Here is a 23,076-nt window from a genome sequence, read left to right on the forward strand (position 1 = left end):
CGCCATTCCGGCGGGCGTTTTCGTTTCCGCACAGCCTCTTGCCCAAGGCGCGCGAAAGCCTAATCTGGCGCGCAAAACGGAGCCCCAGATGATAGCCATTACCCTGCTCACTGGCCGGGTCGCCCCCCTGCCCGGTTCGGACAAGCTCAGCGGAATTGCGAAGCATCCGGTGGATCAGCCGCTGACCCTTGGCCGCGAAGGTTTCGAAGGCGACGAGCAGGCGGATCTGCGCGTTCATGGCGGTGTCGAAAAGGCCGTCCATCATTATCCTTTCGACCATTACGCGGCCTGGCGCACCGATCTGGGCGAGCTGCCCTTGCTGGATGGTCCCGGCGCATTCGGCGAGAACCTCTCGACCACCGGCCTGACCGAAGATGGCGTGGCTGCGGGTGACATCTTTCGATTGGGCAGCGCGCTTCTGCAGGTCAGCCAGGGTCGACAGCCCTGCTGGAAACTGACCCAGCGGTTCGCTGTGCCCGACATGGCGCGGCGGGTGCAGGATACCGGCCGCACCGGATGGTATTACCGCGTTCTGGAAGCCGGCAAGGTCGCGCCCGGCGACAGGATCGAACTGATCGATCGGATTGCCCCGGAATGGTCGCTTCGCAGGCTTTGGCACGCGCTATATGTCGACCGGATGAACCTCGAGGAATTGCGCGGCATCGCGACACTCGACGTGCTGGCCGAGGGCTGGCGCAAATACGCGATCCGGCGGCTGGAGAACGGCAAGATCGAAGACTGGACGAAACGGCTTGAGGGCGGCGCATGAAACCGCCTTTGGTGATTTCGATCCAGAGCCAGGTCATCATGGGTCATGTCGGCAATTCCGCCGCCGTCTTTCCGATGCAGGCCGCCGGGCTGGAAGTCGCACAGATCCCGACGGTGGTTTTTTCGAACACCCCCGACTATCCGACGCTGCGCGGCCGGGCCGTGCCTGCGGATTTCTTCGCCGACCTGCTTGAGGGCGCGTGGGAACGGGGCCTGCCCGAGCGCGCGGCCTATATCGTCACCGGCTATATCGGATCGACCGAGGTCGCGCTGATGATTGCCGAGTTCATTGCCCGCGCGCGCGAAGTCAATCCCGGCCTGACCTATCTCTGCGATCCGGTCATGGGGGATGAAACGCCCGGCCTTTACGTGCCGGAAGTCATCGCCAATGTGCTGCGCGATGATCTGTTGCCGCAGGCTGACATCGCATCGCCCAACCCGTTCGAGATCGCCTATCTGACGGGCCAGCCGATCACCGAGCTTGCCGACCTGCCCATTGCGGCCCGCGCGTTGCGCCTTGCGCCCGGAGCAAGCCTGATCGCGACCGGCTGCCGTCTGCGCGAAACCGATCAGGGCATGCTGGAAAGCGTCGTGCTGGGCCCCGACGGCCTGAGCCGCCATGCCACGCCGCACCTTCCGCTTGCATTGGCGGGAACCGGAGACCTTTTCGCAGGCCTCGTCACCGCAGCATTGGGATGCGGACGCAGCCTGCCCGATGCGGTCGAATTCGCGCAGGAACAGACGACACGCGCGCTGGCCCATGCCGCATGCCTCGGCGCGAAAGAGGTGGTGCTGTCCGACCCTGCATTCCGCGCCGCGCTCCTGACGCTTTAGTTCTTCCGCAACGCGTTCATCAGCGCCGCGCCGAATGCGCCGGGACTATCATTGCCCGCAGGCTTCGCGGTCTTCGGGCCGCGCGCGGGCTGTGATTTCGGACCGCGCTCGGCTTGGCTGTCGCGCGCCGAGGCCCCGCCGTCCTTGCGCATGGTCAGGCCGATGCGTTTCCTCGGCACGTCCACCTCGGTCACCCGGACGCGGACCACGTCGCCGACCTTCACGACCTCGTTCGGGTCCTTCACGAAGCGGTCGGCGAGCTGGCTGATATGGACGAGGCCGTCCTGGTGCACGCCGATATCGACGAAGGCGCCGAAGGCCGCAACATTGGTGACCGTGCCTTCCAGCGCCATGCCGGGCCTGAGATCCTTGATGTCCTCGACCCCCTCGGCAAAGCTGGCGGTCACGAAGCTCGGGCGCGGGTCGCGGCCGGGCTTTTCCAGTTCCGACAGGATGTCGCGGATCGTCGGCAGGCCGAAGCTGTCATCGACGAACTGCTCGGCCCGGACGCCCTTCAGCGCCGCGCCGTCGCCCATGATCTGGCGGATGTCGCGGCCGCAGGCGGCGACGATCTTGCGCGCGACGCCGTAGGCCTCGGGATGGACCGACGAGGCGTCGAGCGGCTCTTTCCCGTCGCGGATGCGCAGGAAGCCCGCGCATTGCTCGAAGGCGCGGGGACCGAGGCCCGCGACCTTCTTCAGCTGCGCGCGCGAGGCGAAGGCCCCTTCGGCATCACGATGGGCCACGATGTTCTGCGCAAGCGACGGCCCCAGCCCCGCGACATGGGAAAGCAGGGGCGCCGAGGCGGTGTTCAGATCAACGCCGACCGCGTTCACCGCATCTTCGACCACTGCTTCGAGCGTTTTCGCAAGCTGGCGCTGGTCCACGTCATGCTGATACTGGCCGACGCCGATGGATTCCGGCGGCACCTTGACCAGCTCGGCCAACGGGTCCTGAAGACGGCGGGCAATCGACACCGCGCCGCGCAGCGACACGTCGAGATCGGGGAATTCCTTCGCCGCGAGTTCGGATGCCGAATAGACCGAGGCCCCTGCCTCGCTGACGATGACCTTGACCGGCACCTTCACGCCCGCGGGCAGGCGTTTCAGCACATCGGCCACCATGCGCTCGGTCTCGCGGCTGGCGGTGCCGTTGCCGATCGCGATCAGCTCGATCTTGTGGCGGAGGATCGCGGCGGCCAGCGCGGCCTCGGCCCCGCGCAGGTCGTTCTTGGGCTGGAACGGATAGAGCGTCGCGGTCTCGACCAGCTTGCCGGTGGCGTCCACCGCGGCGAGCTTGACCCCGGTGCGTATCCCCGGATCAAGGCCGATGGTGGCACGCGGCCCGGCGGGCGAGGCCAGCAGCAGGTCTTTCAGATTGCGGCCGAAGACGCGGATCGCCTCGGCATGGGCGCGGGCGCGCAATTCGGTCAGCAGGTCGATATACATCGTGTTCGAGAGCCGCACCCGCCAGGCCCAGCCCGCGACCTTGCGCAGCCATTGGTCGCCCGGACCATTGCCAAGCCCCCCCAGCGTCGAGGCCACGATCCCCTCGGCCCGCGCCTCGCCGGTTTCGCCTTCAGGGGCAATCTCGATGGTCAGGATCTCTTCCTTGGCGGCGCGCAGGATGGCGAGCGCCCGATGGCCCGGAATGGCGGACCATTTCTCGGCATGGTCGAAATAGTCGCTGAACTTCGCGCCCTCGGCCTCCTTGCCGGGGGTGACCTTGGCCGAGATGCGCGCCTCGACCTGCATGAATTCGCGCAGGCGGCCCAGCATCGGGGCATTTTCCGACAGTTCCTCGACGAGGATGTCGCGCGCCCCGTCGAGCGCAGCCTTCTGATCCGCGACATTTTCCGAAAGGTAGCTGGCCGCCAGCGCCGCCGGATCGGCCCCGCGATTGTCCTGGATGGCGCGCAAAAGCGGCTCGAGCCCGTTTTCCCGCGCGATCATCGCCTTGGTGCGGCGCTTGGGCTTGTAGGGCAGGTAGATGTCCTCGAGAGTCGCCTTGGTCTCGGCCCCGACGATGGCGCGGGTCAGCTCGTCGGTCAGCTTGCCCTGCCCCTTGATCGACTCGAGGATCGCCTTGCGCCGGGCTTCCAGCTCACGCAGATAGGCGAGCCTTTCCGCGAGGTTGCGCAGCTGCGTATCGTCGAGGCCGCCGGTCACCTCCTTGCGGTAGCGGGCGACGAAAGGCACCGTCGCACCGCCGTCCAGAAGCGCGGTCGCAGCGGATACTTGCGCCGCAGAGGCATTGATTTCATTGGCAATCGTGCGGGCAATCCGGTCGGTGGCGTCCATCGTCAGGCTCCTCAAGGTCGGAGGAATGTCATAGCCCGCGCCGCCCCGTCCGCCAAGTCCGATCAGGTCACGATGCCGATCTGCCAAGGCACGAACTCATCCTGGCCATAGCCCAGCACCTCGCTTTTCGAGCGCGTCCCCGAGGCGCAGTCGATCATCATGCGGAAGATCACCTCGCCCAGTTCCTCGATCGTGGCCTCGCCTTCGATGATGGTCCCGCAATTGAGGTCCATGTCATCCTCTTGCCGCTTCCAGGTCGCCGTGTTGGTCGAGAATTTCAGCGAGGGTGCCGGCACGCAGCCGAAGGCCGAACCGCGCCCGGTGGTGAAGCAGATCAGGTTCGCCCCCGAGGCCACCTGCCCCGTCGCCGAGACCGGGTCGTAGCCGGGGCTGTCCATGAAGACCATGCCATGTTCGGTCACCGGCTCGGCATATTCATAGACCCCGCGCAGGTTGGTCGTCCCCGCCTTGGCGACCGCGCCGAGGGATTTTTCAAGGATCGTGGTCAGCCCGCCGACCTTGTTCCCGGCCGAGGGGTTGTTGTTCATCTCGGCCCCGCCGCGGGCGGTGTGATCTTTCCACCAGTCGATGCGGGCGATCAGCTTTTCGCCCACTTCCTGCGTCTCGGCACGGCGGGTCAGCAAATGTTCCGCGCCATAGATTTCGGGTGTTTCCGACAAAATCGCCGTGCCGCCATGTCTGACAAGGATATCGACCGCATGGCCCAAGGCCGGATTCGCGGTGATGCCGGAATACCCGTCCGACCCCCCGCATTGCAGGCCCACGACCAATTCCGAAACGGGCACTGCCTCGCGCGTCACCGCATTGGCCTCGGCCAGCATTCCCTTGATCTGCGCCACGCCATGTTCGATGGTCTTGGTCGTGCCGCCCTGATCCTGAATGGTAAAGGCCTTCAGCTTGGCCCCCTCCGCCAGACCGCCCTGCGCCATGATCTCGGAGATCTGGTTGGTCTCGCAGCCGAGGCCGATGAACAGCACGGCGGCGAAATTCGGATGCGTCGCGAAGCCCGAGAGCGTGCGCCGCACGATGCGCATGGATTCGCTTTTCCCGTCCACCGCGCAGCCGATGCCATGGGTCAGCGCGACGACCCCGTCCACGTTCGGGAAATCGGCCAGCGCCTCGGGGCGGATGTCGCGGCGGAAATGATCGGCGATCGAGCGCACCACCCGGGCCGAGCAGTTCACCGAGGAAATGATGCCGATATAGTTCCGCGTCGCGATCCGCCCGTCAGGGCGGCGGATGCCCATGAAGGTCAGGGGCTCGGCCGCCGGAACCGTGGGCCGGGCATCGACGCCGATGGCATGTTCCATCTGCACGTCGGTCATCGCGAGATTGTGGACATGGATATGGCTGCCCGCCGGGATGGCCTGCGAGGCCAGGCCGATGACCTGGTTGTAGCGCCGCACCGCCTCGCCCGCGGCAATGTCGCGGGTGGCGATCTTGTGGCCGGGCGGGACGTCGCCCTGCAGCGTGATGCCTTCCTCGGGCAGGACGGTTCCGGCGGCAATCGGTTGCGTGGCGATGACGACATCGTCCTCGGGGCGCAGGCGGATGATGAGGGGCGCGGTCATGGCATGGTTCCTTAAAGGTCGAGGATGGCCTTGATGACGCCCGCCTCGGGACGCGACCAGTCCTGGAAAAGTTCTACCCCGTCCGAAAGCGCGCCGCGATGGGTATTCAGCGCCCGGGTCGGCACCCGGCCCGCGCGCATCTGCGCCACGACCTCGGCGAAATCATCGGGCTGGGCATTGCGGCTGGCGATCAGCGTGGCCTCGCGCTTGTGGAATTCCGGGTCCGAGAAGCGGATGTCCTGCCGCACCACCGAGAGCAGCACGTAGCGCGCGCCATGGGCGAGGAAGCCGAAGCCGCGCTCGATCGGGGGGGCCGCGCCGGTCGCGTCGATCACCACGTCGAACCAGTCGCCGCCGGTGAGGCGCGCCGCATTGGCCTCGGCATCGCCATCGGCCAGCAGGAGCTCGTCGGCCCCCAGCCCGCTTCGGGCGAAGCCCAGCCGGTCCTCGCGCGTGTCCATCACCGTGACATGGGCGCCGCGCGCCTTGGCGAAGATGATCGCCGACATGCCGATCGGCCCCGAGCCGGTCACCAGCACACGGTCGCGCGCGCTGACGCCGCCGCGCTTCACGCCATGCGCGCCGATGGCGAGGAACTCGATCATCGCGGCATCTTCCAGCGCGATGCCGCCTGCCGGGATCACGTTCCGCGCCGGGACCGAGATCAGCTCGGCCATGCCGCCATCGGTATGGACGCCCAGAACCTTGATGTTGCAGCAGGCATTCGTCAGCCCGATGCGGCAGGCCTGGCAGGTTCCGCAGGACAGGTAGGGCACGATGTAGACCGCCTCGCCGGGCGCGAGCGCGCTGCCCTCGGGGGCCTCCTCGACCGTGCCGGAAAGCTCGTGCCCCATCACGCGCGGATATTCGAGGAAGGGATGCTTGCCGCCGAAGATGTGGAAATCCGTGCCGCAGATGCCGACATGGCGGATGCGGACCAGCACCTCGCCTTCACCGCGCGCGGGCGCGGGGCGCTCGATCAGGGCGAGCTGCCCCGGTTCCTGACAGATCAGCGCCTTCATCGCGCGTTCCTTTCTTCGAATTCGGCCAGGGCGGCCGCGACCGCGGCGCGCCATGCGGGATCGTCGGCCAAGGCCGGCGGGAACAGCCCCGGCAGCGCCAGGAAGGGCGCGGCGTCCGTTCCGGCAGCGGCGTCCAGAAGCTCGGCGCGGCGCGGGTCGTCGGCCTCGCCGCGCAGGCGGATCGCGGCGATCCAGGCCGCGACCACGCGGGCGAAGGGGGCGATGTCCTGCCCCGCCCGCAGCGCATCCAGCGCCGGAGAGATGATCCGCTGCGGCAGTTTCTGGGTCGAATCCATCGCGATCTGGACATTGCGATGGGCAATGGCCGGATTGGCGAAACGGGCCAGCAGATCCGCCATGTAGGCATCGAGATCGATCCCCGGCACCGGGTCGAGCGTCGCACGCGCCGCCTGCATGTGGGCGCGGGCCTGCGCGGCGAGCTCGGGCACCGCCATCACGTCGCGGACATGCTCGAGCCCGTGCAGGATGCCCAGATGCGCGATCAGCGTATGCGCGCCATTGAGCATCCTGAGCTTCATCTTCTCATAGGGCTCGACATCCGAGACCATGACCGCGCCCGCCTTGTCCCAGGCCGGGCGGCCCTGCGGGAAATCCTCTTCGATCACCCATTGCAGGAAGGGCTCGGTCTCGATCGCCAGCGCGTCCTCGGCGCCGATCAGCGCGGCGGCGCGGGCGCGGGTGGCCTCGGTCGCGGCGGGAACGATGCGGTCCACCATCGAGCTCGGGAAGGCGACCTCGGTCGAGATCCAGCCCGCGAGCTCGGGATCGTGGATGGCGGCGAATTCGCTGACGAGGCGGCGCAGCACCTTGCCGTTCGAGGGCAGGTTGTCGCAGGTCAGCACGGTGAAGGGCGGGGTTCCGGCGTCCCGGCGGCGGCGCAACCCGGCGACGAGCAGGCCGACCGCGCCGCCCGGGGCCTCGGGCGCGGCAAGATCTGCGGCGATGGCGGGATGCCCGCGATCAAGCCCCCCGGTCGCCGGATCGATGCCATAAGCCTTTTCCGTGACGGTCAGGGTGACGATGCGGATCGCCGGATCGGCGAGCCAGTCCAGCAGCTCGGGCAGGTCCTCGGCGGCGCAAAGCCAGTCCTCGGTGACGCCGATCACCTCGGCGCTGTCGCCTTCTGGGCCGCGCGTGATGACGGTATAAAGCCCGTCCTGCGCCGCGAGGTCGCGGATCGGCCCCGGCGAGCGCAAGTTGACCGCGACGATGCCCCAGGCATCGGGGTCGATGTTCAAAGCGCGCTGGGTGAAGACCGCCTGATGGGCGCGGTGAAACGCGCCGAAGCCCAGGTGCAGGATGCCGGGCAGCAGGGTCGCGCGGTCGAATTCCGGCAGCGCGACACTCTCGGGCAGCACGGATTGCGAGGAAAGCCTGCTCATGCGCAGGCCCCCAGCCGGGGATGGGAAAGCGCGCGCTCGATCCCGCGCAGCTCGGCCAGGCCCTTGAGGCGGCCGATGGCGGGATAGCCGGGCTGCGCGCCCCGGGTCAGGTCGTCGAGGATCTCCTGGCCGTGATCGGGGCGGATCGGGATCAGGTGATCCTCGCGGCCCTCGGCGCGGCGGCGGCGTTCCTCGTCGAGCAGCGCGGCGATGACCTCGACCATGTCGGTGCCGCCTTCGAGATGCTCGTCCTCGTAGAAGGAGCAGGGCGCGGTCTCGGCCTCGCGCGTCACGTTGCGCAGGTGGACGAAATGGATACGGTCGGCGAAATCGCGGGTGATCTGCGGCAGGTCATTGCCCGGATGCGCCCCGAGCGAGCCCGAGCACAGGGTCATGCCATTGGCGCGGCTCTCGACCTGGCCCAGCATATGGGCGTAATCCGCGCGCGTCGACAGGATGCGCGGCAGGCCCAGCAGCGGCCATGGCGGATCGTCGGGATGGGCGCAGATATTGACGCCGACCTCTTCGGCGACCGGCACCACCTGGGACAGGAAATCGACGAGATTGGCGCACAGCCGCGCCGCGTCGATGCCCTGGTAGCTGCGCAGCTTCTCGAGAAGCTGGTCCAGCGTGTAGCCATCGGCCGAGCCCGGCAGGCCCGCGCCGATATTGCGGCCCAGCTCGGCGATGCGGGTGTCGGACATCGCCCTGAAGCGGCGCTCGGCCTCGGCCTGCAGGGGTTCGGGATAATCCCCGGCGGCCCCGGGGCGCTTCAGGATATGCAGGTCGAAGGCCACGAAATCGGGCAGGTCGAAGCGCATGGCGCGGGCCTGGTGGCGGGTCTCCCAGCGCAGGTCGGTGCGGGTCCAGTCCAGCACCGGCATGAAATTGTAGCAGACCGTGCGGATGCCGCATTGCGAAAGGCGGCGCAGCGATTCCTGCCAGTTCGCGACATGGGCGCGCCAGTCGCCGCTCTGGGTCTTGATCTCCTCGGAGACCGGGATGCTTTCGACCACGTCCCAGGTCAGCCCGCCGGACAGGATCTCGTCCTGGCGCTGGCGGATGCCCTCGACGGTCCAGGCCGCGCCGGTCGGGACATGGTGCAGCGCGCTCACGATGCCATGCGCGCCGGCCTGCAGGGCGTCGCGGACGGTGACCTTGTCGACCGGGCCGAACCAGCGCCAGGTATATTTCATGTCAGGGGCTCCTCGGGGGCGAAGGTCAGTTGCACCTTGCAGGCGATGCTGCGATCCGAGGCCAGTTCGAAGGCCTCGCGCGCGCGTTCCAGGGGCAGGCTGTGGCTGATGATCGGGCGCAGGTCGATCTCGCGGCTGCCGATCAGGGCGACGGCTTCAGCGAATTCGGGGTGAAACCGCTGCGAACCGCGCCAGGTGATTTCCTTGCCGACCAACGCACTTAGCGGGATCGTCATGTCCCCGGTCACGCCGACCTGGATGATGATCCCGCGCGGGCGAATGGCGGCGAAGGCTGTGCGCAGGGCCGGACCCGCGGCCGAGCAGTCGAAGATCAGGTCGACCTGGCCCTTGCCGGCCTGCAGCGGCTCAAGCGCTCCGGCATCGCTCGCGACATTCACCGTCACCGTCGCGCCCATCGCCTGCGCCCGCTCAAGCGCGGCGTCGGTCAGGTCGGTCACGGTCACATCGGTCGCGCCCGCATGGCGCAATGCCGCCAGCACCAGAAGCCCGATAGGCCCGGCCCCCGTGACCATGACGCGCAGGCCCGAAAGATTGCCCAGCAGTTCGGTCGCCTGCGCCACCGCATGAAGGCACACCGCCAGCGGCTCGGCGCAAGCCGCCTCACCCTCGGTCACGCCAGTGGGAAACGCGTGCACCTGCCGCGCGGGCACGGTGAAGAGGTCGCGGAACATCCCCTGTTCATGAGGCAAGCGCATGGCCGAACCGATGAAATGCATGTCGAGGCAATGGATCGGCATGCCCTTCGCGCAATATTCGCAGGTTCCGCAGGGCTGGGACGGGCTGATCGCGACCAGCGTTCCGGGGGCAAGATCCACCCCCTCGCCCGTCTCGACCACCCGCCCCGAAGCCTCATGCCCCGAAATGATCGGCTCGCGCACCCGGACCGGGCCGAAGCCGCCATCATGGTAGTAATGCAGATCCGATCCGCAAATCCCGCCTGCTGCCATCGCAAGCAGCACTTCTCCGGGTCCTGGGCGTCGGACTTCCTGTTCCTCGACCCTCAGGTCATGGGCACCGTATAGGCGTGCAACCCTTGTCTGCATCTCTGCCCCCTATCGGATCAGGCCAAGCTGCGTCGGCAGCCACAGCGTCAGTTGCGGGATGAAAGTGATCAGCAGAAGCGCCACGACCAGCGGGATCATCCAGGGCAGGATCGCCAGCGCGGTGCGTTCGACCGACATCCTGGAAATCCGCGACAGGACGAAAAGCACCATTCCCAGCGGCGGGGTAAGCAGCCCGATCATCAGGTTCAGCGTCACGATCAGGCCCAGATGCACCGGGTCGATCCCGTAGCGCGCGGCGACCGGCATCAGGATCGGCACCAGGATCGAGATCGCGGCGATGGTGTCCAGAAACGCGCCGACGATCAGCAGAAGCACGTTCACGATGATAAGGAACGTCCACCAATTGTCGGTCAGTGCGAACATCGCATTCGAGAACAGCGCCGCCGCCTGACTGACCGTCAGAAGCCAGGCAAAGATCGAGGCGGCGGTCACGATGAACAGCACCGAAGCCGTGGTCTCGATCGTGTCGAAGCTGGCCTTGGCAAGCGTCCGGAAAGTCATGGTGCGATAGCGCACGAGGCCGAGGAACAGCGACCAGATCACGGCGGCGACTGCGGCCTCGGTGGGGGTGAACCAACCCATGGTCATGCCGCCGATCAACAGCACCGGCGCCATCAGCGCCATGACGGCGTGCCAGTCGAAATACCAGTCCAGCGCGATCAGCGCCGAAAGCCCGATCAGCACCGCGATATTGACCGAGAGCCCCGCCATGACCAGCAGGTAGATCACCAGCGGGAAGCTGAGAACGATCACCACCTCAAGGGATGCGCCAAGCAATTGGCGGATGTCGAAGGGCGTGTCCGAGCCCCAGCCCTTGCGGCGGGCAAAGACATAGACCGTCAGCATCATCAGCCCGGCCATGACCAACCCCGGCAGGATGCCCGCCATGAACAGCGCCCCGATCGAGGCATTGGCCATCATCCCGTAGATGACGAAGGGCAGCGAGGGCGGGAAGATCGGGCCCAGGGTCGCCGAGGCGGCGGTGACACCCACCGCAGCCTCGACCGGATAGCCATGATCCTTCATCGCCTTGATCTCGATCGTGCCGATCCCGGCGGCATCGGCCAGCGCCGTGCCCGACATGCCCGAGAACACGACCGAGCCGATGATGTTGACCTGCGCGAGGCCGCCTTTCATCCAGCCGACCAGCGACAGGGCAAAATGATAGATGCGGCCGGTGACGCCCGCGATGTTCATCAGGTTCCCGGCCAGGATGAAGAACGGAACCGCGATCAGCGGAAAGCTTTCGACGCCTGCGATCATCCGCTGCGCCGCGATGATGTCGGGCGCGACGTTGTAGACACTGATATAGGCCAGCGAGGCCACGGCCATCGACACCGCGACGGGCACGCCGATCAGCATCAGGACAAGAAAGGACCCAATTAGGAGAAGCATGGTTCAGATCCCCGAAATGCCGGTTTCAGCGGCCTTTTCACGCGTGGTCTTCCTGCCGGTTAGGTCACGCACGAAATTCTGCAGCGCACGCAGCGCCATCAGCACGAAGGCCAGGAAGACGGTGTAGAAAACGAAGCCGCGCGGCAGGTCGACCGTCACCATCCGCTCGTTGCCGACCACGTCGATATAGCGCCACATCAGCCAGGACATGTAGGCGAAGAAGCCGATCCCCACGACATCCACGACGATCTCGAAGCCCCGGCGCATTCCGCGCGGCATGAAGTTGTAAAGCAGGTCCACGACGATATGGCGGCACATGCGCACGCACATCACCGCGCCCATGAAGACGACGATGACAAGGCAGTTCGCCGCGATCTCCTCGGTCCAGGTCAGGCTGTTGTTCAGCGCGTATCGGGTGAAGAATTGCAGGAAAACGCAAAGCGCCATGGCCCAGAAGACCGCAAGCGTGATCCAGTCCTCGATGGAATAGGGCGACAGATCGACGGGGCCGCCGGCATCCTCGAAGGCATGCGCCATCTCTTCCACGCTGAGGGGCGTGTGATCGTGGTCTGCCATGTCTCAGGCTCCGAATTTTTGGTTGGGTCGGAAGGGTCCCGGCGCGGATCTGGCCGCGCCGGGCAATGTGGTTACTGGACCGCCCGGATGGCTTCCCAGTCTTCCTTGGTGTAGCCGAAGTCTTCCAGGGCGACATTCTCGAGAACGGTCTTTTCGAAATCCGAACGGTCGACTTCGTTCACGCCGATCCCCATGCCCTTGAACTTGTCGACAAGCGCTGCCTCGCGTTCCTCGACGATCTTGGTCGCGCGCTCGGCGGCCTCCATCATCACCTCGCTGAAGATCTGCTTGTCCTCATCCGACAGGCTCGACCACAGCTGTTTCGAGACCACGGTGTTCAGGTGGTCGACGATATGGCCGGTCAGCGCGATGTTCTTTTGCACCTCGTAGAACTTCTTGGCCTCGATCGTGGTCAGCGGGTTTTCCTGCGCCTCGACCGTGCCGTTCTGCAGCGCCAGATAGACCTCGGCGAAAGCGATGGGCGAGGTGTTGGCCCCGCAGGCGCGCGGCATGGCCAGATAGGCCGGAACGTCGGGAACCCGGATCTTCAGGCCCTGCATGTCCGCGCAGGACTTGATTTCCTTGTTCGAGGTGGTGTGGCGCGTGCCGTAATAGGTCACGGCGGTGATGTGATTGCCCGAGGCTTCCTCATATCCCTGCGCCAGCTTCTTGAAGACGTCGCTTTTGGTATAGGCGATCAGGTGCGAGGGATCGCGGAAGATATAAGGGTAATAGGTCACCCCGATCGGCTTGTATTCACGCGACGCAAAGCTGGAACCCGAGATGATGATATCGACCGTGCCCAGTTTCAGGCCCTGGTTGATATCGGCCTCCTTGCCAAGCTGCGACGCCGGAAAGACGTCGATGGTGTATCGGCCATCGGTACGCTTGGCGATTTCCTCGGCGGCCCAGACCGATTCCGTGTGGAACGGTTCGGACGTCTCGTAGACATGGGCCCATTTCAGCGCGGTCTGCGCGTGGGCTGCGATGGTGCTGGCCATCAGCATGGCGGCGGCGCCCATCAGTCGTTTCATGGTGAACTTCATGCATATCCTCCCAGTAGCGTTGAGTTCAGTCTTCTTGGTGGTCAGGCTCCCCGGTGACGTTCGACAAGGAAGCTTTCGGTAAATCTGCGCTGCGACTCGGTCAGGTGATGGCGCATCGCCTCGCGCGCGGCGGGGGCGTCGCCATCGGCGATCGCGTCGCGGATCGCGCCATGTTCGGCCAGCGCCAGCCGCCAGGTCCGCGGCCCTTCGAAGCGGCTCGAGAACTGCGTGAAAAAGGGCGAAAGCCGCTTTTCGTAGATCTGCGCCGTGAAATTGGCGAGAACCGAGTTTCCGACCCCGGAAGCAATTGCGATATGGAACTGCCCATCCAGCAGGATCGCCCGCGCCCGGTCGTTCAGCGCCGCGCCCATCTCACGCAGGTTGTCGTCGAGCCGTGCGATCAATTCGTCGCCGACATGTCGCGCCGCCTCTTCGGCAATGGCGCTTTCGATGATGCAGCGCGCCTGAAGGATTTCAAGCGGGCCTTCGGAATCCGTGCTGATCGTCGCGCCGTCGGCGGGCGGGATGGTCCCGACATAGATGCCCGAGCCCATGCGGATCTCAAGATGCCCCTCGACCTCCAGTGCGATCAGCGCCTCGCGCAGCGATGGGCGCGAAACGCTGAGCAGCTCGGCCAGATCACGCTCGGACGGCAGGCGCTCGCCGGGCGCAAGCGCCTGGCTGGCGACAAGCGCCATGATCTGATCGGCCACCTGCCGGTATTGCCGGCGGGGTCGGGTATCGTTGAGCATTTTTCCTCCGGGAACCTGCGCCGCCTCCTCGCCGCGCGGGCGTCAAAACTGGTTTGACCAATTAGGAGATTAGGAACGGTACCCGGCTTTGGTCAAGCGATTCTTGCGTGCCATTTCCCATAAAACATGCTGCTTTGCAGCATCCAGTCCCGGCGGTAAACTGGTCAGGCCACCGGCGGGATCTGAAGCCGTGCTGCCAGCGCGCCAAATTGCTCGGCCGTCACGGGGTCCAGCACCACCCCTTGTTCCTGGCGCTGACGGGCGACCTCCCATTCGCGGTCGCCGGGGGCCATCACCCGACAATTCTCCCGCGCGGGCGAAGTGCGCAGCTTTTCCACATATCGCCGCATTCCGTCATCAAAGCTGGCGCGATCCAGGAAGGCATCCGGATTCATTGCAATGACGAAAGCCCCCAGGGCGCGCGGCGTGGCAAAATCCGGGCCGCCCATGGGCAGGATGTCGAAGCTGAGCCGCATTCCCGTCAGGACGGCACTGAAGATTTCGGCCACCCCAGCCAGCGCCGCCCCCTTGAAGCCGAATTCCGCGCCAAGCGGCGCCAGCATGTCGACAGCCGACGGATCGGTCGTATCAACGCCAGCGGAATCCGAAGCGACGGCCTGTGGCAGCTGGACGCCAAGGCTTTGATAAAGCTGGACCCGGTTATAGGGGATGGCGCTTGTCGCCATGTCCAGAAACCAGGGATTCTCAGGCCCCATAGGCACGGCAACCGAAATCGGATTCGTCCCGTGAAAGCGCATCGCGCCGTCATGCAGGCGGACGAAACTGTCCGAATTGCAGAAGCTCAGGCCAATGAAGCCAGTTTCCGCCGCGGCCAGTGCATAGGCCCCCGCCGGTCCGAAGTGGGAATTGTTCCGGATCGCGACGGCTCCGATGCCGTATTGGCGAGCCAGGTCAATCGCCCGATCCATGCCGCGATAGGCGCCCAGCGCGCCTTGGGCATTATCCGCATCAAGAACCTCGACCGCACCAAAGCCGCCAACCTTCCTGATTTCGGGGCACTTGTTCAGCCGCCCGCCTTCAAGGGCGCGAATGTAATGCGGCAGCAGGCGCACCCCGTGGCTATCCACGCCGAACCTCGTGCCATGCAACATCGCGCGGCTCGCCGCATCGGCGGTGTCCTTATCGGCGCCGATCGCGAGAAAGGCCGAGCGGCTGAACCGGTCAAGTTCCTGCAGCGAGACATGGCCGTGCGTTCCCATTCCATTCCTCCCCCTGAAATGATTCCTGCACACACTAGACATAAAGTTCGCGACGCGACAACGTCATCGTGGCGCGCGCATTGCCAAAGACACACGCCGCGCCGCATCCTGAAACCGGGCAGCAGGAGAAGGCCAGATGACAAGGGATCGCGACCGGCTGGCGCCTCGGCTCTACCAGCAGGCGGCCGACATGTTGGCGCAGGAGATCTCTCAGGGCCTGCTGCCCCGCGGTACGGCACTGACGCAGAAGGCTTTGGCCGAGCGTTTCGGGATCAGCCGCTCGCCTGCCCGGCAGGCGCTTGATGAATTGGTCCGGCGCGGGCTTCTGCTGCGCGGCGCTTCGGGGCGATACAGTCTTTCGGGGCAGACCGCCGACCCGGGTCTATCGGGCCGGATGCCCGTCCCTGCCAGGCTGACCCAGCGCAGCAGCTGGGAAGGCATCTACCCCGAAATCGAATTGGCCATTGTGTCGCGCACCCCTCTGGGCTGCTGGCGCGTGAACGAGGCGGTGCTGGCCCGCCATTACGGTGTCAGCCGGACTGTGGCGCGCGATGTGATGGGGCGGCTGCAGAATCGCGGGATCATTCGCAAGGATGACAGCGGCCGCTGGCACGCGCCTGCATTGACCGCCCAGCATATCGACGAGCTTTACGAGTTGCGCTGGCTGCTTGAGCCCGTGGCGATGGAAAAGGCCGTGCCGAACCTGCCAGCCGGCCTGCTCGACGCCATGAGCGACGAATTGCTGGCCGCCATGGAAGGCGACGCCCAGCGCGACAGCACGCTGCTTGATCATCTGGAACAGCGCCTGCATGTCGAATTGCTCGGGCATTGCCGGAACGAGGCGCTGGTCCGCGCGATCAGCCTGCCGCAGGCGCTCCTGGTCACGCATCAGATGCTCTATCAGCTGACGCTTGAACTTTTCGGGACCGAGCCGTTCCTGTCCGAGCATCTCGAGGTGATCAACCGCCTGCGCAGGGGCGATATTGACGGCGCAAGGGCCGCGCTTGTCGCCCATCTGCGCATTTCACGCCGCCGCGCGATGCTACGCATCGAAGCGGTGCAAGAGATGATCCAGCCCGATCCGCTGCCCTATCTGGAACGCGTCGACCCGCCAGAGCCCGGTTAGAATCGCGGCGGGAAACTGCCCCCTTTTCTTCTGCCGTTCCGAAGGGATGCCAGGGACAAATGCACGATCATCCGAATTGCCCCCTATGCAGAACGCGCGCGACGCATATCCTGTGCGCGGAGGACGGACCAACGGGAGAGGGTCCCCAACTTGAGGGAGGAGACGGACATGACCCGCAAGGGATTTCTGCTGACTGCCACCACCGCGCTGAGCCTTGCGCTCGGCACGGGCGCGATCGCCGATACCGCCGACAAGAAGATCGCCTTGTCGAACAACTATGCCGGCAACAGCTGGCGTCAGGCCATGCTGGAAAGCTGGAAGCGCGTTACCGACAAGGCCGTTGCTGACGGGATCGTGGCCAGCGCAGATGCCTTTACCACGGCCGAGAATCAGGCCACCGAACAGGCCGCGCAGATTCAGAACCTGATCCTGCAGGGCTATGACGCGATCGTGCTGAACGCCGCCTCGCCCACCGCGCTGAACGGCGCCGTCAAGGAAGCCTGCGATGCCGGGATCACCGTTGTGTCCTTTGACGGGATCGTGACCGAGCCCTGCGCCTGGCGGGTCAAGGTCGATTTCGTCAAGATGGGCCGGGACGAGGTGGAGTATCTGGCAACCCGCCTGCCTGACGGCGGCAATCTCCTGGAAATCCGCGGCCTTGCCGGGGTATCCGTCGATGACGAGATCCATCAGGGCATCGAAGAAGGGGTGAAAGCGCATCCGAACTTCAAGATCGTGGGCTCTGTCAATGGCGACTGGGCGCAGGACGTGGCGCAGAAGGCCGTCGCGGGCATCCTGCCCTCGCTGCCCGAGATTGCGGCGGTGGTGACACAGGGCGGGGACGGCTACGGCGCGGCCCAGGCTTTTGCCGCCGCCGGCCGCCCAACCCCGATCATCGTCATGGGCAATCGCCAGGACGAGCTGAAATGGTGGGCGGAACAGCGGGACGCGAATGGCTACGAGACTGTCTCGACCTCGATCGCCCCGGGGGTTAGCACACTCGCCTTCTGGGTCGCGCAGCAGATCCTGGATGGGCAGGACGTGCCCAAGGACCTGACCGTGCCCTTCCTGTCGGTGACGCAGGACACTCTGGACCAATCGCTGAAGGATACGCCCGAGGGCGGCGTCACCAATGTCGATTATTCACAGGAAGACGCGAAGAAGGTGATCTCCGAGTCGATGTGATGACGGAACGCGAACGGGACACGACCGGGCCGACCCCGGTCGTGGTGCTGAAGGGAGCGTCGAAAAACTTCGGTGCGCTCCGCGCGCTGGATCACGTCGACCTGTCGATTGCACCGGGCGAATGCCTTGGCCTCGTCGGCCATAACGGCGCGGGAAAATCCACGCTGGTCAATCTGGTGACAGGGCTCTTTGCGCCGACCGGGGGAGAGATCTTCTATCCCGGCGCCTCAGATCATGTCGGGGCGGGCATCCGCGCCATTTCGCAGGAAGGCACGCTCTGCCCGAACCTGAGCGTGCTTGAAAACCTTCAGGTCGCGCAGCGCGACCTGACTGGCTGGGGCTGGCGCAAGCTGGCCGCACGCCGGATAGGGGCGGCGCTGGACGCGATCTTTCCGGAGCACCGCATTCGACCCGAGGCTTCGATCTTCGACATGACGCTTGCCGAACAGCAGATGATCGAAATCGCCATCGGCTTCGCCGAGGGTGCTGCACCGGCCCGACTTGTCGTGCTGGACGAACCGACCTCGTCGCTCGACGCCTCGATCTCGGCCCAGCTTCTTGCACATATCCGTCGCTTCTGCGCGACAGGCGGCGCGGTGGTGTTCATCTCGCACATGCTTGGCGAGGTATCCGAGGTCGCGGACAGGATCGTCGTCATGCGCGACGGGCGCATCATCGCCGATCGTCTGGCCAATGGCTTTACCCGGCAGGGACTTGTCGATGCGATGGGCCATGTGGCTGAGCACGCGCGTCAGACAAGCCCGGCGGCACTGACACGTGCATGGGGTGACCATTCGCAGCCCATATTGCGCACGCCAGAGGGGGTCGAGGCGCGCAGGGGCGAGGTCGTCGGACTGGCCGGACTGGCCGGACATGGCCAGGCCGAGGCTTTGGCGCGGTTCTATCTTGCACAAAGTTCGGACTGGCGCAGCCTGACCGAGCCAGCTGCCGTCTTCGTCGCGGGCGACCGCCGTCGCGATGGGCTGATGCCGATCTGGTCTATACGACGCAATCTCGCGCTGGCCGCCCTGGGGCAATTGACGCGGCGCTGGCTTGTCGATCAGGCGGCCGAGAATGAGATGGCGAAGGAATGGCAGCGACGCATCGGAATTCGCACTCCTGACATGGGCAACCCGATCCTTTCACTTTCCGGCGGCAACCAGCAAAAGGTGCTGTTCGCCCGCGCCCTGGCCACCACCGCCCCCGTGGTCGTCATGGACGACCCGATGCGCGGTGTGGATATCGGCACCAAGACCGAGGTCTATGACATGATCCGCCATGAGGCCGCGATGGGCCGCACCTTCCTGTGGTATTCGACCGAAATGGACGAGATCCGCAATTGCGACCGGGTCTTCGTCTTTCGTGGCGGCGCGATCTCGGCCGAGCTTGAGGGAGAGGCGATCACCGAAGAAAACATCCTGGCTGCCTCGTTCGAGTTCGGGGACAGCGCCGCATGACGCGATACATCACCCCGCGCCTTGCCCTGCCCGTGCTGTCGCTTGCGGTCCTGATCGTGGCCGTGTTCTGGCTGCAACCCCGCGCCATGAGCTATGTCGGGATCAACCTGCTGTTCAATCTGGCGGTGCCCATCGCATTGGCGACGGTGGCGCAGATGATCATCATCATGGTCAACGACATCGACTTGTCGATGGGCGCTTTCGTCAGCCTGATCGCTTGCATCACCGCCGCCATCCTGCCCGCGAACCCCACCCTTGGCGTCTTGCTGCTGATGGGCTGCGTCTTGGCCTATGCGGCCCTTGGCGCGCTGATCGAGGCGCGCCAGCTGCCCGCCATCGTCGTCACGCTCGGCATGTCCTTCGTATGGGGCGGGGCAGCGGTGCTGATCCTGCCCTCACCCGGAGGGAGTTCGCCCAGCTGGCTGACGGCGATCATGAAGGCCAAGCCGCCGCTTGTCCCGATGGCGATCATCGCGAGCGTGCTGATCGCGCTGGTCGCGCATCTTCTCATCATGCGCTCGGGCTTCGGGGTGCGGCTTCGCGCGCTTGGCGGCAATGTCCGCGCGGTTTCCCGCGCCGGCCGCTCGACCGTGAGACTGCGCGCGATGGCCTATGGTCTGGCCGGTTTTTTCGCCGTGTTGGCGGGCATGGCGCTGGTCGGGCTCACCACTTCGGGTGACGCGAATATCGCGCTGCGCTACACGCTTTTGTCGATTGCGGGCGTGATCCTGGGCGGAGGAGAGTTCACCGGCGGACGCGTTTCGCCCGTGGGCGCGGTGATCGGCGCCCTGACCCTGACGCTGGCGGGCAGTTTCCTGTCCTTTCTGCGCCTGTCGCCCGACTGGCAGATCGGGGCACAGGGCGCGATCCTGATCCTGGTCCTTGCCGCGCGGCTGATCGTCCGACCCTCTGCGAGGCGTGCATGACCAAGCTGCTGAACCTCCACCGCGCGCCTTGGTTCTGGGCCTGGATCGCGGCCGTCGCCGCCTTCCTTGCCACCTGGTCGATCAGTGTGGGCGGCGGGGGTGGCGCGGCGCTGGCCGTCGCGGCCCTGACATTTGCCAGTTTCTCGGTCCTGACCGGGCTTGGGCAGATGCTGGTGATCACCATGGGACCGGGCAATGTCGACCTGTCGATTCCTGCCACGATGACGCTTGCCGGCACGCTGTCCTTGAAGCTCATGGACGGCATGACCGGGCCGGCCTGGCTTGTGATCCTCGCGGGTCTCGTCGCGGCTCTGACCGTTGGCGGATGCGCTGGCGTGGTGAATTTCGCGCTGATCCGCCTGCTGCGGATCCCGCCGATCATCGCCACCCTGTCGGCAAGTTTCCTTTACCAGTCGCTTGCAATCTGGTCGAACCGCGGCCTGCGCATCAAGCCGCCTGCGGCATTGGCCGATTTCACCACCGGCCGCGCGATCCTTGGAATTCCGAACCTCGCGCTGGTCGTTTTGGTGATCAGCATCGGCTTCTGGGTCGCCCTGAACCGTTCCGCCTTCGGAAGACGCCTCTCGGCCATCGGGCAGAACCCCCGTGCGGCACGGCTCGCGGGGGTGCCGGTCGCAAGGGTTTCGGGCACGACCTATGTCACCTGCGCCAAGATGGCCGGGCTCACGGGATTTCTTCTCGCCTGTTTCTCGGGCGGGGCAGCGCTGAACATGGGCGCCGAATTCCTGCTGATGTCGATCGCCGTGACGGTGATCGGCGGTTCGTCGATCGCGGGCGGCAATTCCAATGTTCCCGGCATCTGGGCCGGAGCCTTGTTCATGTACCTCATCGTCTCGATGCTGAACTCCTACGGTCTGGGTGCGGGGGTCAGACTGCTCTCGACAGGGATCATCATCATTGCCATCGTCGCCGTCGCAAGCGGAAGAAAGGCCAGAGCATGACCATCCACGATCAACGCGACCCGCGCTTCAGGGCATTGATCCACCCGAATGCGCAGTTGCGCCAGTTGGGCTCGGGTTTCGAATGGACCGAAGGGCCGGTCTGGTTCCCTGCCGCGCAGATGCTGCTGTTTTCCGATATCCCGGCACATCGCATGATGCGCTGGACGGCCGAAACCGGCTGCACGGTCTTTCGCGAGAATTCCGATTACAGCAACGGCAATACCCGCGATCCACAGGGTCGGCTGGTCACCTGCCATCATGGCCTGCGCGCCGTCAGCCGGACGGAACATGATGGCAGTCGCACGATCCTTGCCGCGAGCCATGATGGCAAGCGGCTGAACTCGCCCAATGACGTGGTGGTGCGGTCCGATGGCAGCGTGTGGTTCACCGATCCGACCTACGGCATCCTGTCCGATCTGGAGGGTTATCGCGCCGTGCCGGAACAACCCGGCAACTACGTCTGGCGCATTCCCCCGGAAGGAGGCGAGCCGCAACCGGTCATCACCGACTTTACCCAGCCGAACGGGCTTTGCTTCTCGCCCGACGAAAGCCTGCTTTATGTGGCCGAGTCGGGATCGAGCCATGATCCCGATATCGCACCGGTGATCCGGGTGTTCGAAGTGACACAGGATGGCAGGGTCGATAACGGGCGCGACTTCGCCATGGTCGACGCCGGCCTGCCCGATGGCATCCGCTGCGACGCCAACGGCAATCTCTGGTCCTCGGCCGCCGATGGGGTGCATGTCTTTGCCCCGGACGGCACGCTGCTGGGCAAGATCCTCGTGCCCGAGGTGGTCTCGAACCTCTGTTTCGGCGGGCCGCGCGGGAACCGGCTTTTTATCACGGCGACCACGAGCCTTTACCAGATCGCGGTCGACGCTGCTGCGGCAGGCTGGTAATCGGGGCCAAGCCGCTACAGGAGACCAGCCCATGCGCCAATATCTCGATGCGCTTCGCACCGTGCTCGATCAGGGCGTACCTTCGACCGACCGGACGGGAACCGGGACCATCTCGCAGTTCGGGATGCAATGCCGCTATCCGCTGGCCGAGGGCTTTCCGCTGGTCACCACCAAGAAGCTGCACCTGAAATCCATCGTGCATGAGCTGTTGTGGTTCCTGTCGGGTGACACGAATATCCGCTACCTCAAGGAAAACGGCGTCTCGATCTGGGACGAATGGGCGGGTGAGAAAGGTGATCTCGGCCCGGTCTATGGCCATCAGTGGCGCCATTTCCCGACCATCCGGGAAGAGGACGGCCGCGTCGTCACTGGCGAAGTCGACCAGATCGCCGAGTTGGTCGAGCGCATCCGAAAGACGCCGGATTCTCGCCGGTTGATCGTGTCCGCATGGAACCCGGGCGAGGTGGACCAGATGGCGCTGCCCCCCTGCCACACGCTGTGGCAAGTGCGCGTGCAGCAGGGCAAGCTGCATCTGCAGCTTTACCAGCGTTCGGCGGACATGTTCCTGGGCGTGCCGTTCAACATCGCCTCATATGCGCTGCTGACCCATATGCTGGCGCATGTGACCGGCTACGAGCCCGGCGATTTCATCCACACGATGGGGGACGCGCACATCTATTCGAACCATCTCGATCAGGTCGCGACCCAGCTTGCCCGCGAACCGCGCCCCCTGCCCCGGCTGCGCATCACTCGCGAGGTGAGTTCGATCTTCGACTTCCGCTTCGAGGATTTCGAGTTTCTGGATTATGATCCGGCTCCCGCGATCAAGGCTCCGGTGGCCGTCTGATGCTGAGCCTGATCGTCGCCCGCGCCCGAAATTCGGCCATCGGCAAGGACAACCAGATTCCGTGGCATTCGCCCGAGGATCTGAAGATGTTCCAGCGCGAAACCACCGGGGGCGCCGTCATCATGGGCCGCCGGACCTGGGAAAGCTTGCCCTTCAAGCCGCTCAAGAACCGATTGAACATCGTCGTGTCGCGCGATGGCTCGCTGGCCGAACATGTCGCGCCCACGGTTGCCGAAGCGGTCAGGATGGCCGGGGCTGCGGGCTACAATCGGCTCTACGGCATCGGCGGCGAAGCGATCTATCGCGAAATGCTGCCCCTGGCCGACCGGCTCATGCTGACCGAGGTGGATCTGGAAATCGCCGAGGCCGATGCCTTCTTTCCCGCATTCGAGGAAAGCGACTGGATCGAGCTGGCCCGCCGCGACCTTTCGGGCGACGGGCCGATCTGCACGCTGCGCGAACTGATCCGCCGGCGCTAAAGGCGG

General features: G+C 65.4%; 21 protein-coding genes. 10 read left to right on the forward strand and 11 right to left on the reverse strand.

Annotated elements, in window-relative coordinates:
* Nucleotides 1-88: 88 nt before the first annotated feature.
* Both RGQ15_RS00665 and pdxY read left to right on the forward strand, forming a co-directional pair.
* Nucleotides 89-769, forward strand: a complete 681-nt coding sequence (locus tag RGQ15_RS00665; RefSeq protein ID WP_311158281.1) for an MOSC domain-containing protein — start codon at nucleotides 89-91, stop codon at nucleotides 767-769.
* A complete protein-coding gene (pdxY, locus tag RGQ15_RS00670; RefSeq protein ID WP_311158282.1) occupies nucleotides 766-1,602 on the forward strand; it encodes a pyridoxal kinase in 837 nt (278 codons plus the stop codon). The genes RGQ15_RS00665 and pdxY overlap by 4 nt, the downstream gene beginning before the upstream one ends.
* Here pdxY and RGQ15_RS00675 read toward each other — a convergent pair.
* The 11 genes from RGQ15_RS00675 to RGQ15_RS00725 all read right to left on the reverse strand — a co-directional run bounded on the left by RGQ15_RS00675 (nucleotide 1,599) and on the right by RGQ15_RS00725 (nucleotide 15,189).
* Nucleotides 1,599-3,902, reverse strand: coding sequence for a Tex family protein (locus RGQ15_RS00675; RefSeq protein ID WP_311161005.1), 2,304 nt, complete (start codon nucleotides 3,900-3,902; stop codon nucleotides 1,599-1,601). The genes pdxY and RGQ15_RS00675 overlap by 4 nt on opposite strands.
* A gap of 62 nt (nucleotides 3,903-3,964) precedes the next feature.
* Nucleotides 3,965-5,494, reverse strand: a complete 1,530-nt coding sequence (locus RGQ15_RS00680; RefSeq protein WP_311158283.1) for a UxaA family hydrolase — start codon at nucleotides 5,492-5,494, stop codon at nucleotides 3,965-3,967.
* A gap of 11 nt (nucleotides 5,495-5,505) precedes the next feature.
* On the reverse strand, nucleotides 5,506-6,516 hold the full coding sequence (locus RGQ15_RS00685) for a zinc-binding alcohol dehydrogenase family protein (protein WP_311158284.1): 1,011 nt from the start codon (nucleotides 6,514-6,516) through the stop codon (nucleotides 5,506-5,508).
* Nucleotides 6,513-7,919 carry a mannitol dehydrogenase family protein gene (locus RGQ15_RS00690; RefSeq protein ID WP_311158285.1) on the reverse strand — a complete coding sequence of 469 codons (1,407 nt, stop codon included), beginning with the start codon at nucleotides 7,917-7,919 and terminating at the stop codon, nucleotides 6,513-6,515. The genes RGQ15_RS00685 and RGQ15_RS00690 overlap by 4 nt, the downstream gene beginning before the upstream one ends.
* Nucleotides 7,916-9,115, reverse strand: a complete 1,200-nt coding sequence (gene uxuA, locus RGQ15_RS00695) for a mannonate dehydratase (RefSeq protein ID WP_311158286.1) — start codon at nucleotides 9,113-9,115, stop codon at nucleotides 7,916-7,918. Before uxuA ends, RGQ15_RS00690 begins: the two co-directional genes overlap by 4 nt.
* Nucleotides 9,112-10,179: an L-idonate 5-dehydrogenase gene (locus RGQ15_RS00700; RefSeq protein WP_311158287.1), complete on the reverse strand. Its 1,068-nt coding sequence runs from the start codon at nucleotides 10,177-10,179 to the stop codon at nucleotides 9,112-9,114. The genes uxuA and RGQ15_RS00700 overlap by 4 nt, the downstream gene beginning before the upstream one ends.
* A gap of 9 nt (nucleotides 10,180-10,188) precedes the next feature.
* Nucleotides 10,189-11,595, reverse strand: a complete 1,407-nt coding sequence (locus RGQ15_RS00705) for a TRAP transporter large permease (protein ID WP_311158288.1) — start codon at nucleotides 11,593-11,595, stop codon at nucleotides 10,189-10,191.
* A 3-nt stretch (nucleotides 11,596-11,598) separates the two neighbouring features.
* Complete coding sequence (locus tag RGQ15_RS00710; protein ID WP_311158289.1) at nucleotides 11,599-12,171, reverse strand: TRAP transporter small permease; 573 nt, start codon at nucleotides 12,169-12,171, stop codon at nucleotides 11,599-11,601.
* A gap of 71 nt (nucleotides 12,172-12,242) precedes the next feature.
* Entirely contained in the window at nucleotides 12,243-13,217 is a 975-nt protein-coding gene (locus RGQ15_RS00715; RefSeq protein WP_311158290.1) for a sialic acid TRAP transporter substrate-binding protein SiaP, read from the reverse strand.
* A 41-nt stretch (nucleotides 13,218-13,258) separates the two neighbouring features.
* Complete coding sequence (locus tag RGQ15_RS00720) at nucleotides 13,259-13,969, reverse strand: FadR/GntR family transcriptional regulator (RefSeq protein WP_311158291.1); 711 nt, start codon at nucleotides 13,967-13,969, stop codon at nucleotides 13,259-13,261.
* A 164-nt stretch (nucleotides 13,970-14,133) separates the two neighbouring features.
* The gene (locus RGQ15_RS00725; RefSeq protein ID WP_311158292.1) at nucleotides 14,134-15,189 is read right to left on the reverse strand and encodes an Ldh family oxidoreductase; all 1,056 of its coding nucleotides are present in this window, start codon (nucleotides 15,187-15,189) and stop codon (nucleotides 14,134-14,136) included.
* 136 nt (nucleotides 15,190-15,325) lie between these two features.
* Between RGQ15_RS00725 and RGQ15_RS00730 the strand changes: the two genes are divergently transcribed.
* From RGQ15_RS00730 to RGQ15_RS00765, 8 genes are all read left to right on the forward strand, one after another.
* Nucleotides 15,326-16,315, forward strand: coding sequence for a GntR family transcriptional regulator (locus RGQ15_RS00730; RefSeq protein ID WP_311158293.1), 990 nt, complete (start codon nucleotides 15,326-15,328; stop codon nucleotides 16,313-16,315).
* A gap of 168 nt (nucleotides 16,316-16,483) precedes the next feature.
* A complete protein-coding gene (locus tag RGQ15_RS00735; RefSeq protein ID WP_311158294.1) occupies nucleotides 16,484-17,500 on the forward strand; it encodes an ABC transporter substrate-binding protein in 1,017 nt (338 codons plus the stop codon).
* Nucleotides 17,500-18,957, forward strand: a complete 1,458-nt coding sequence (locus tag RGQ15_RS00740; protein WP_311158295.1) for a sugar ABC transporter ATP-binding protein — start codon at nucleotides 17,500-17,502, stop codon at nucleotides 18,955-18,957. Before RGQ15_RS00735 ends, RGQ15_RS00740 begins: the two co-directional genes overlap by 1 nt.
* A complete protein-coding gene (locus RGQ15_RS00745; RefSeq protein ID WP_311158296.1) occupies nucleotides 18,954-19,883 on the forward strand; it encodes an ABC transporter permease in 930 nt (309 codons plus the stop codon). Before RGQ15_RS00740 ends, RGQ15_RS00745 begins: the two co-directional genes overlap by 4 nt.
* Nucleotides 19,880-20,845 carry an ABC transporter permease gene (locus RGQ15_RS00750; protein ID WP_311158297.1) on the forward strand — a complete coding sequence of 322 codons (966 nt, stop codon included), beginning with the start codon at nucleotides 19,880-19,882 and terminating at the stop codon, nucleotides 20,843-20,845. Before RGQ15_RS00745 ends, RGQ15_RS00750 begins: the two co-directional genes overlap by 4 nt.
* Nucleotides 20,842-21,744, forward strand: a complete 903-nt coding sequence (locus RGQ15_RS00755; protein WP_311158298.1) for an SMP-30/gluconolactonase/LRE family protein — start codon at nucleotides 20,842-20,844, stop codon at nucleotides 21,742-21,744. The genes RGQ15_RS00750 and RGQ15_RS00755 overlap by 4 nt, the downstream gene beginning before the upstream one ends.
* Nucleotides 21,745-21,775: 31 nt before the next feature.
* The gene (locus RGQ15_RS00760) at nucleotides 21,776-22,591 is read left to right on the forward strand and encodes a thymidylate synthase (RefSeq protein ID WP_311158299.1); all 816 of its coding nucleotides are present in this window, start codon (nucleotides 21,776-21,778) and stop codon (nucleotides 22,589-22,591) included.
* Nucleotides 22,591-23,070: a dihydrofolate reductase gene (locus tag RGQ15_RS00765; protein WP_311158300.1), complete on the forward strand. Its 480-nt coding sequence runs from the start codon at nucleotides 22,591-22,593 to the stop codon at nucleotides 23,068-23,070. Before RGQ15_RS00760 ends, RGQ15_RS00765 begins: the two co-directional genes overlap by 1 nt.
* The last annotated feature ends 6 nt before the right edge of the window (nucleotides 23,071-23,076 follow it).

This window comes from Paracoccus sp. MBLB3053 (assembly GCF_031822435.1).
Taxonomy (GTDB): domain Bacteria; phylum Pseudomonadota; class Alphaproteobacteria; order Rhodobacterales; family Rhodobacteraceae; genus Paracoccus; species Paracoccus aurantius.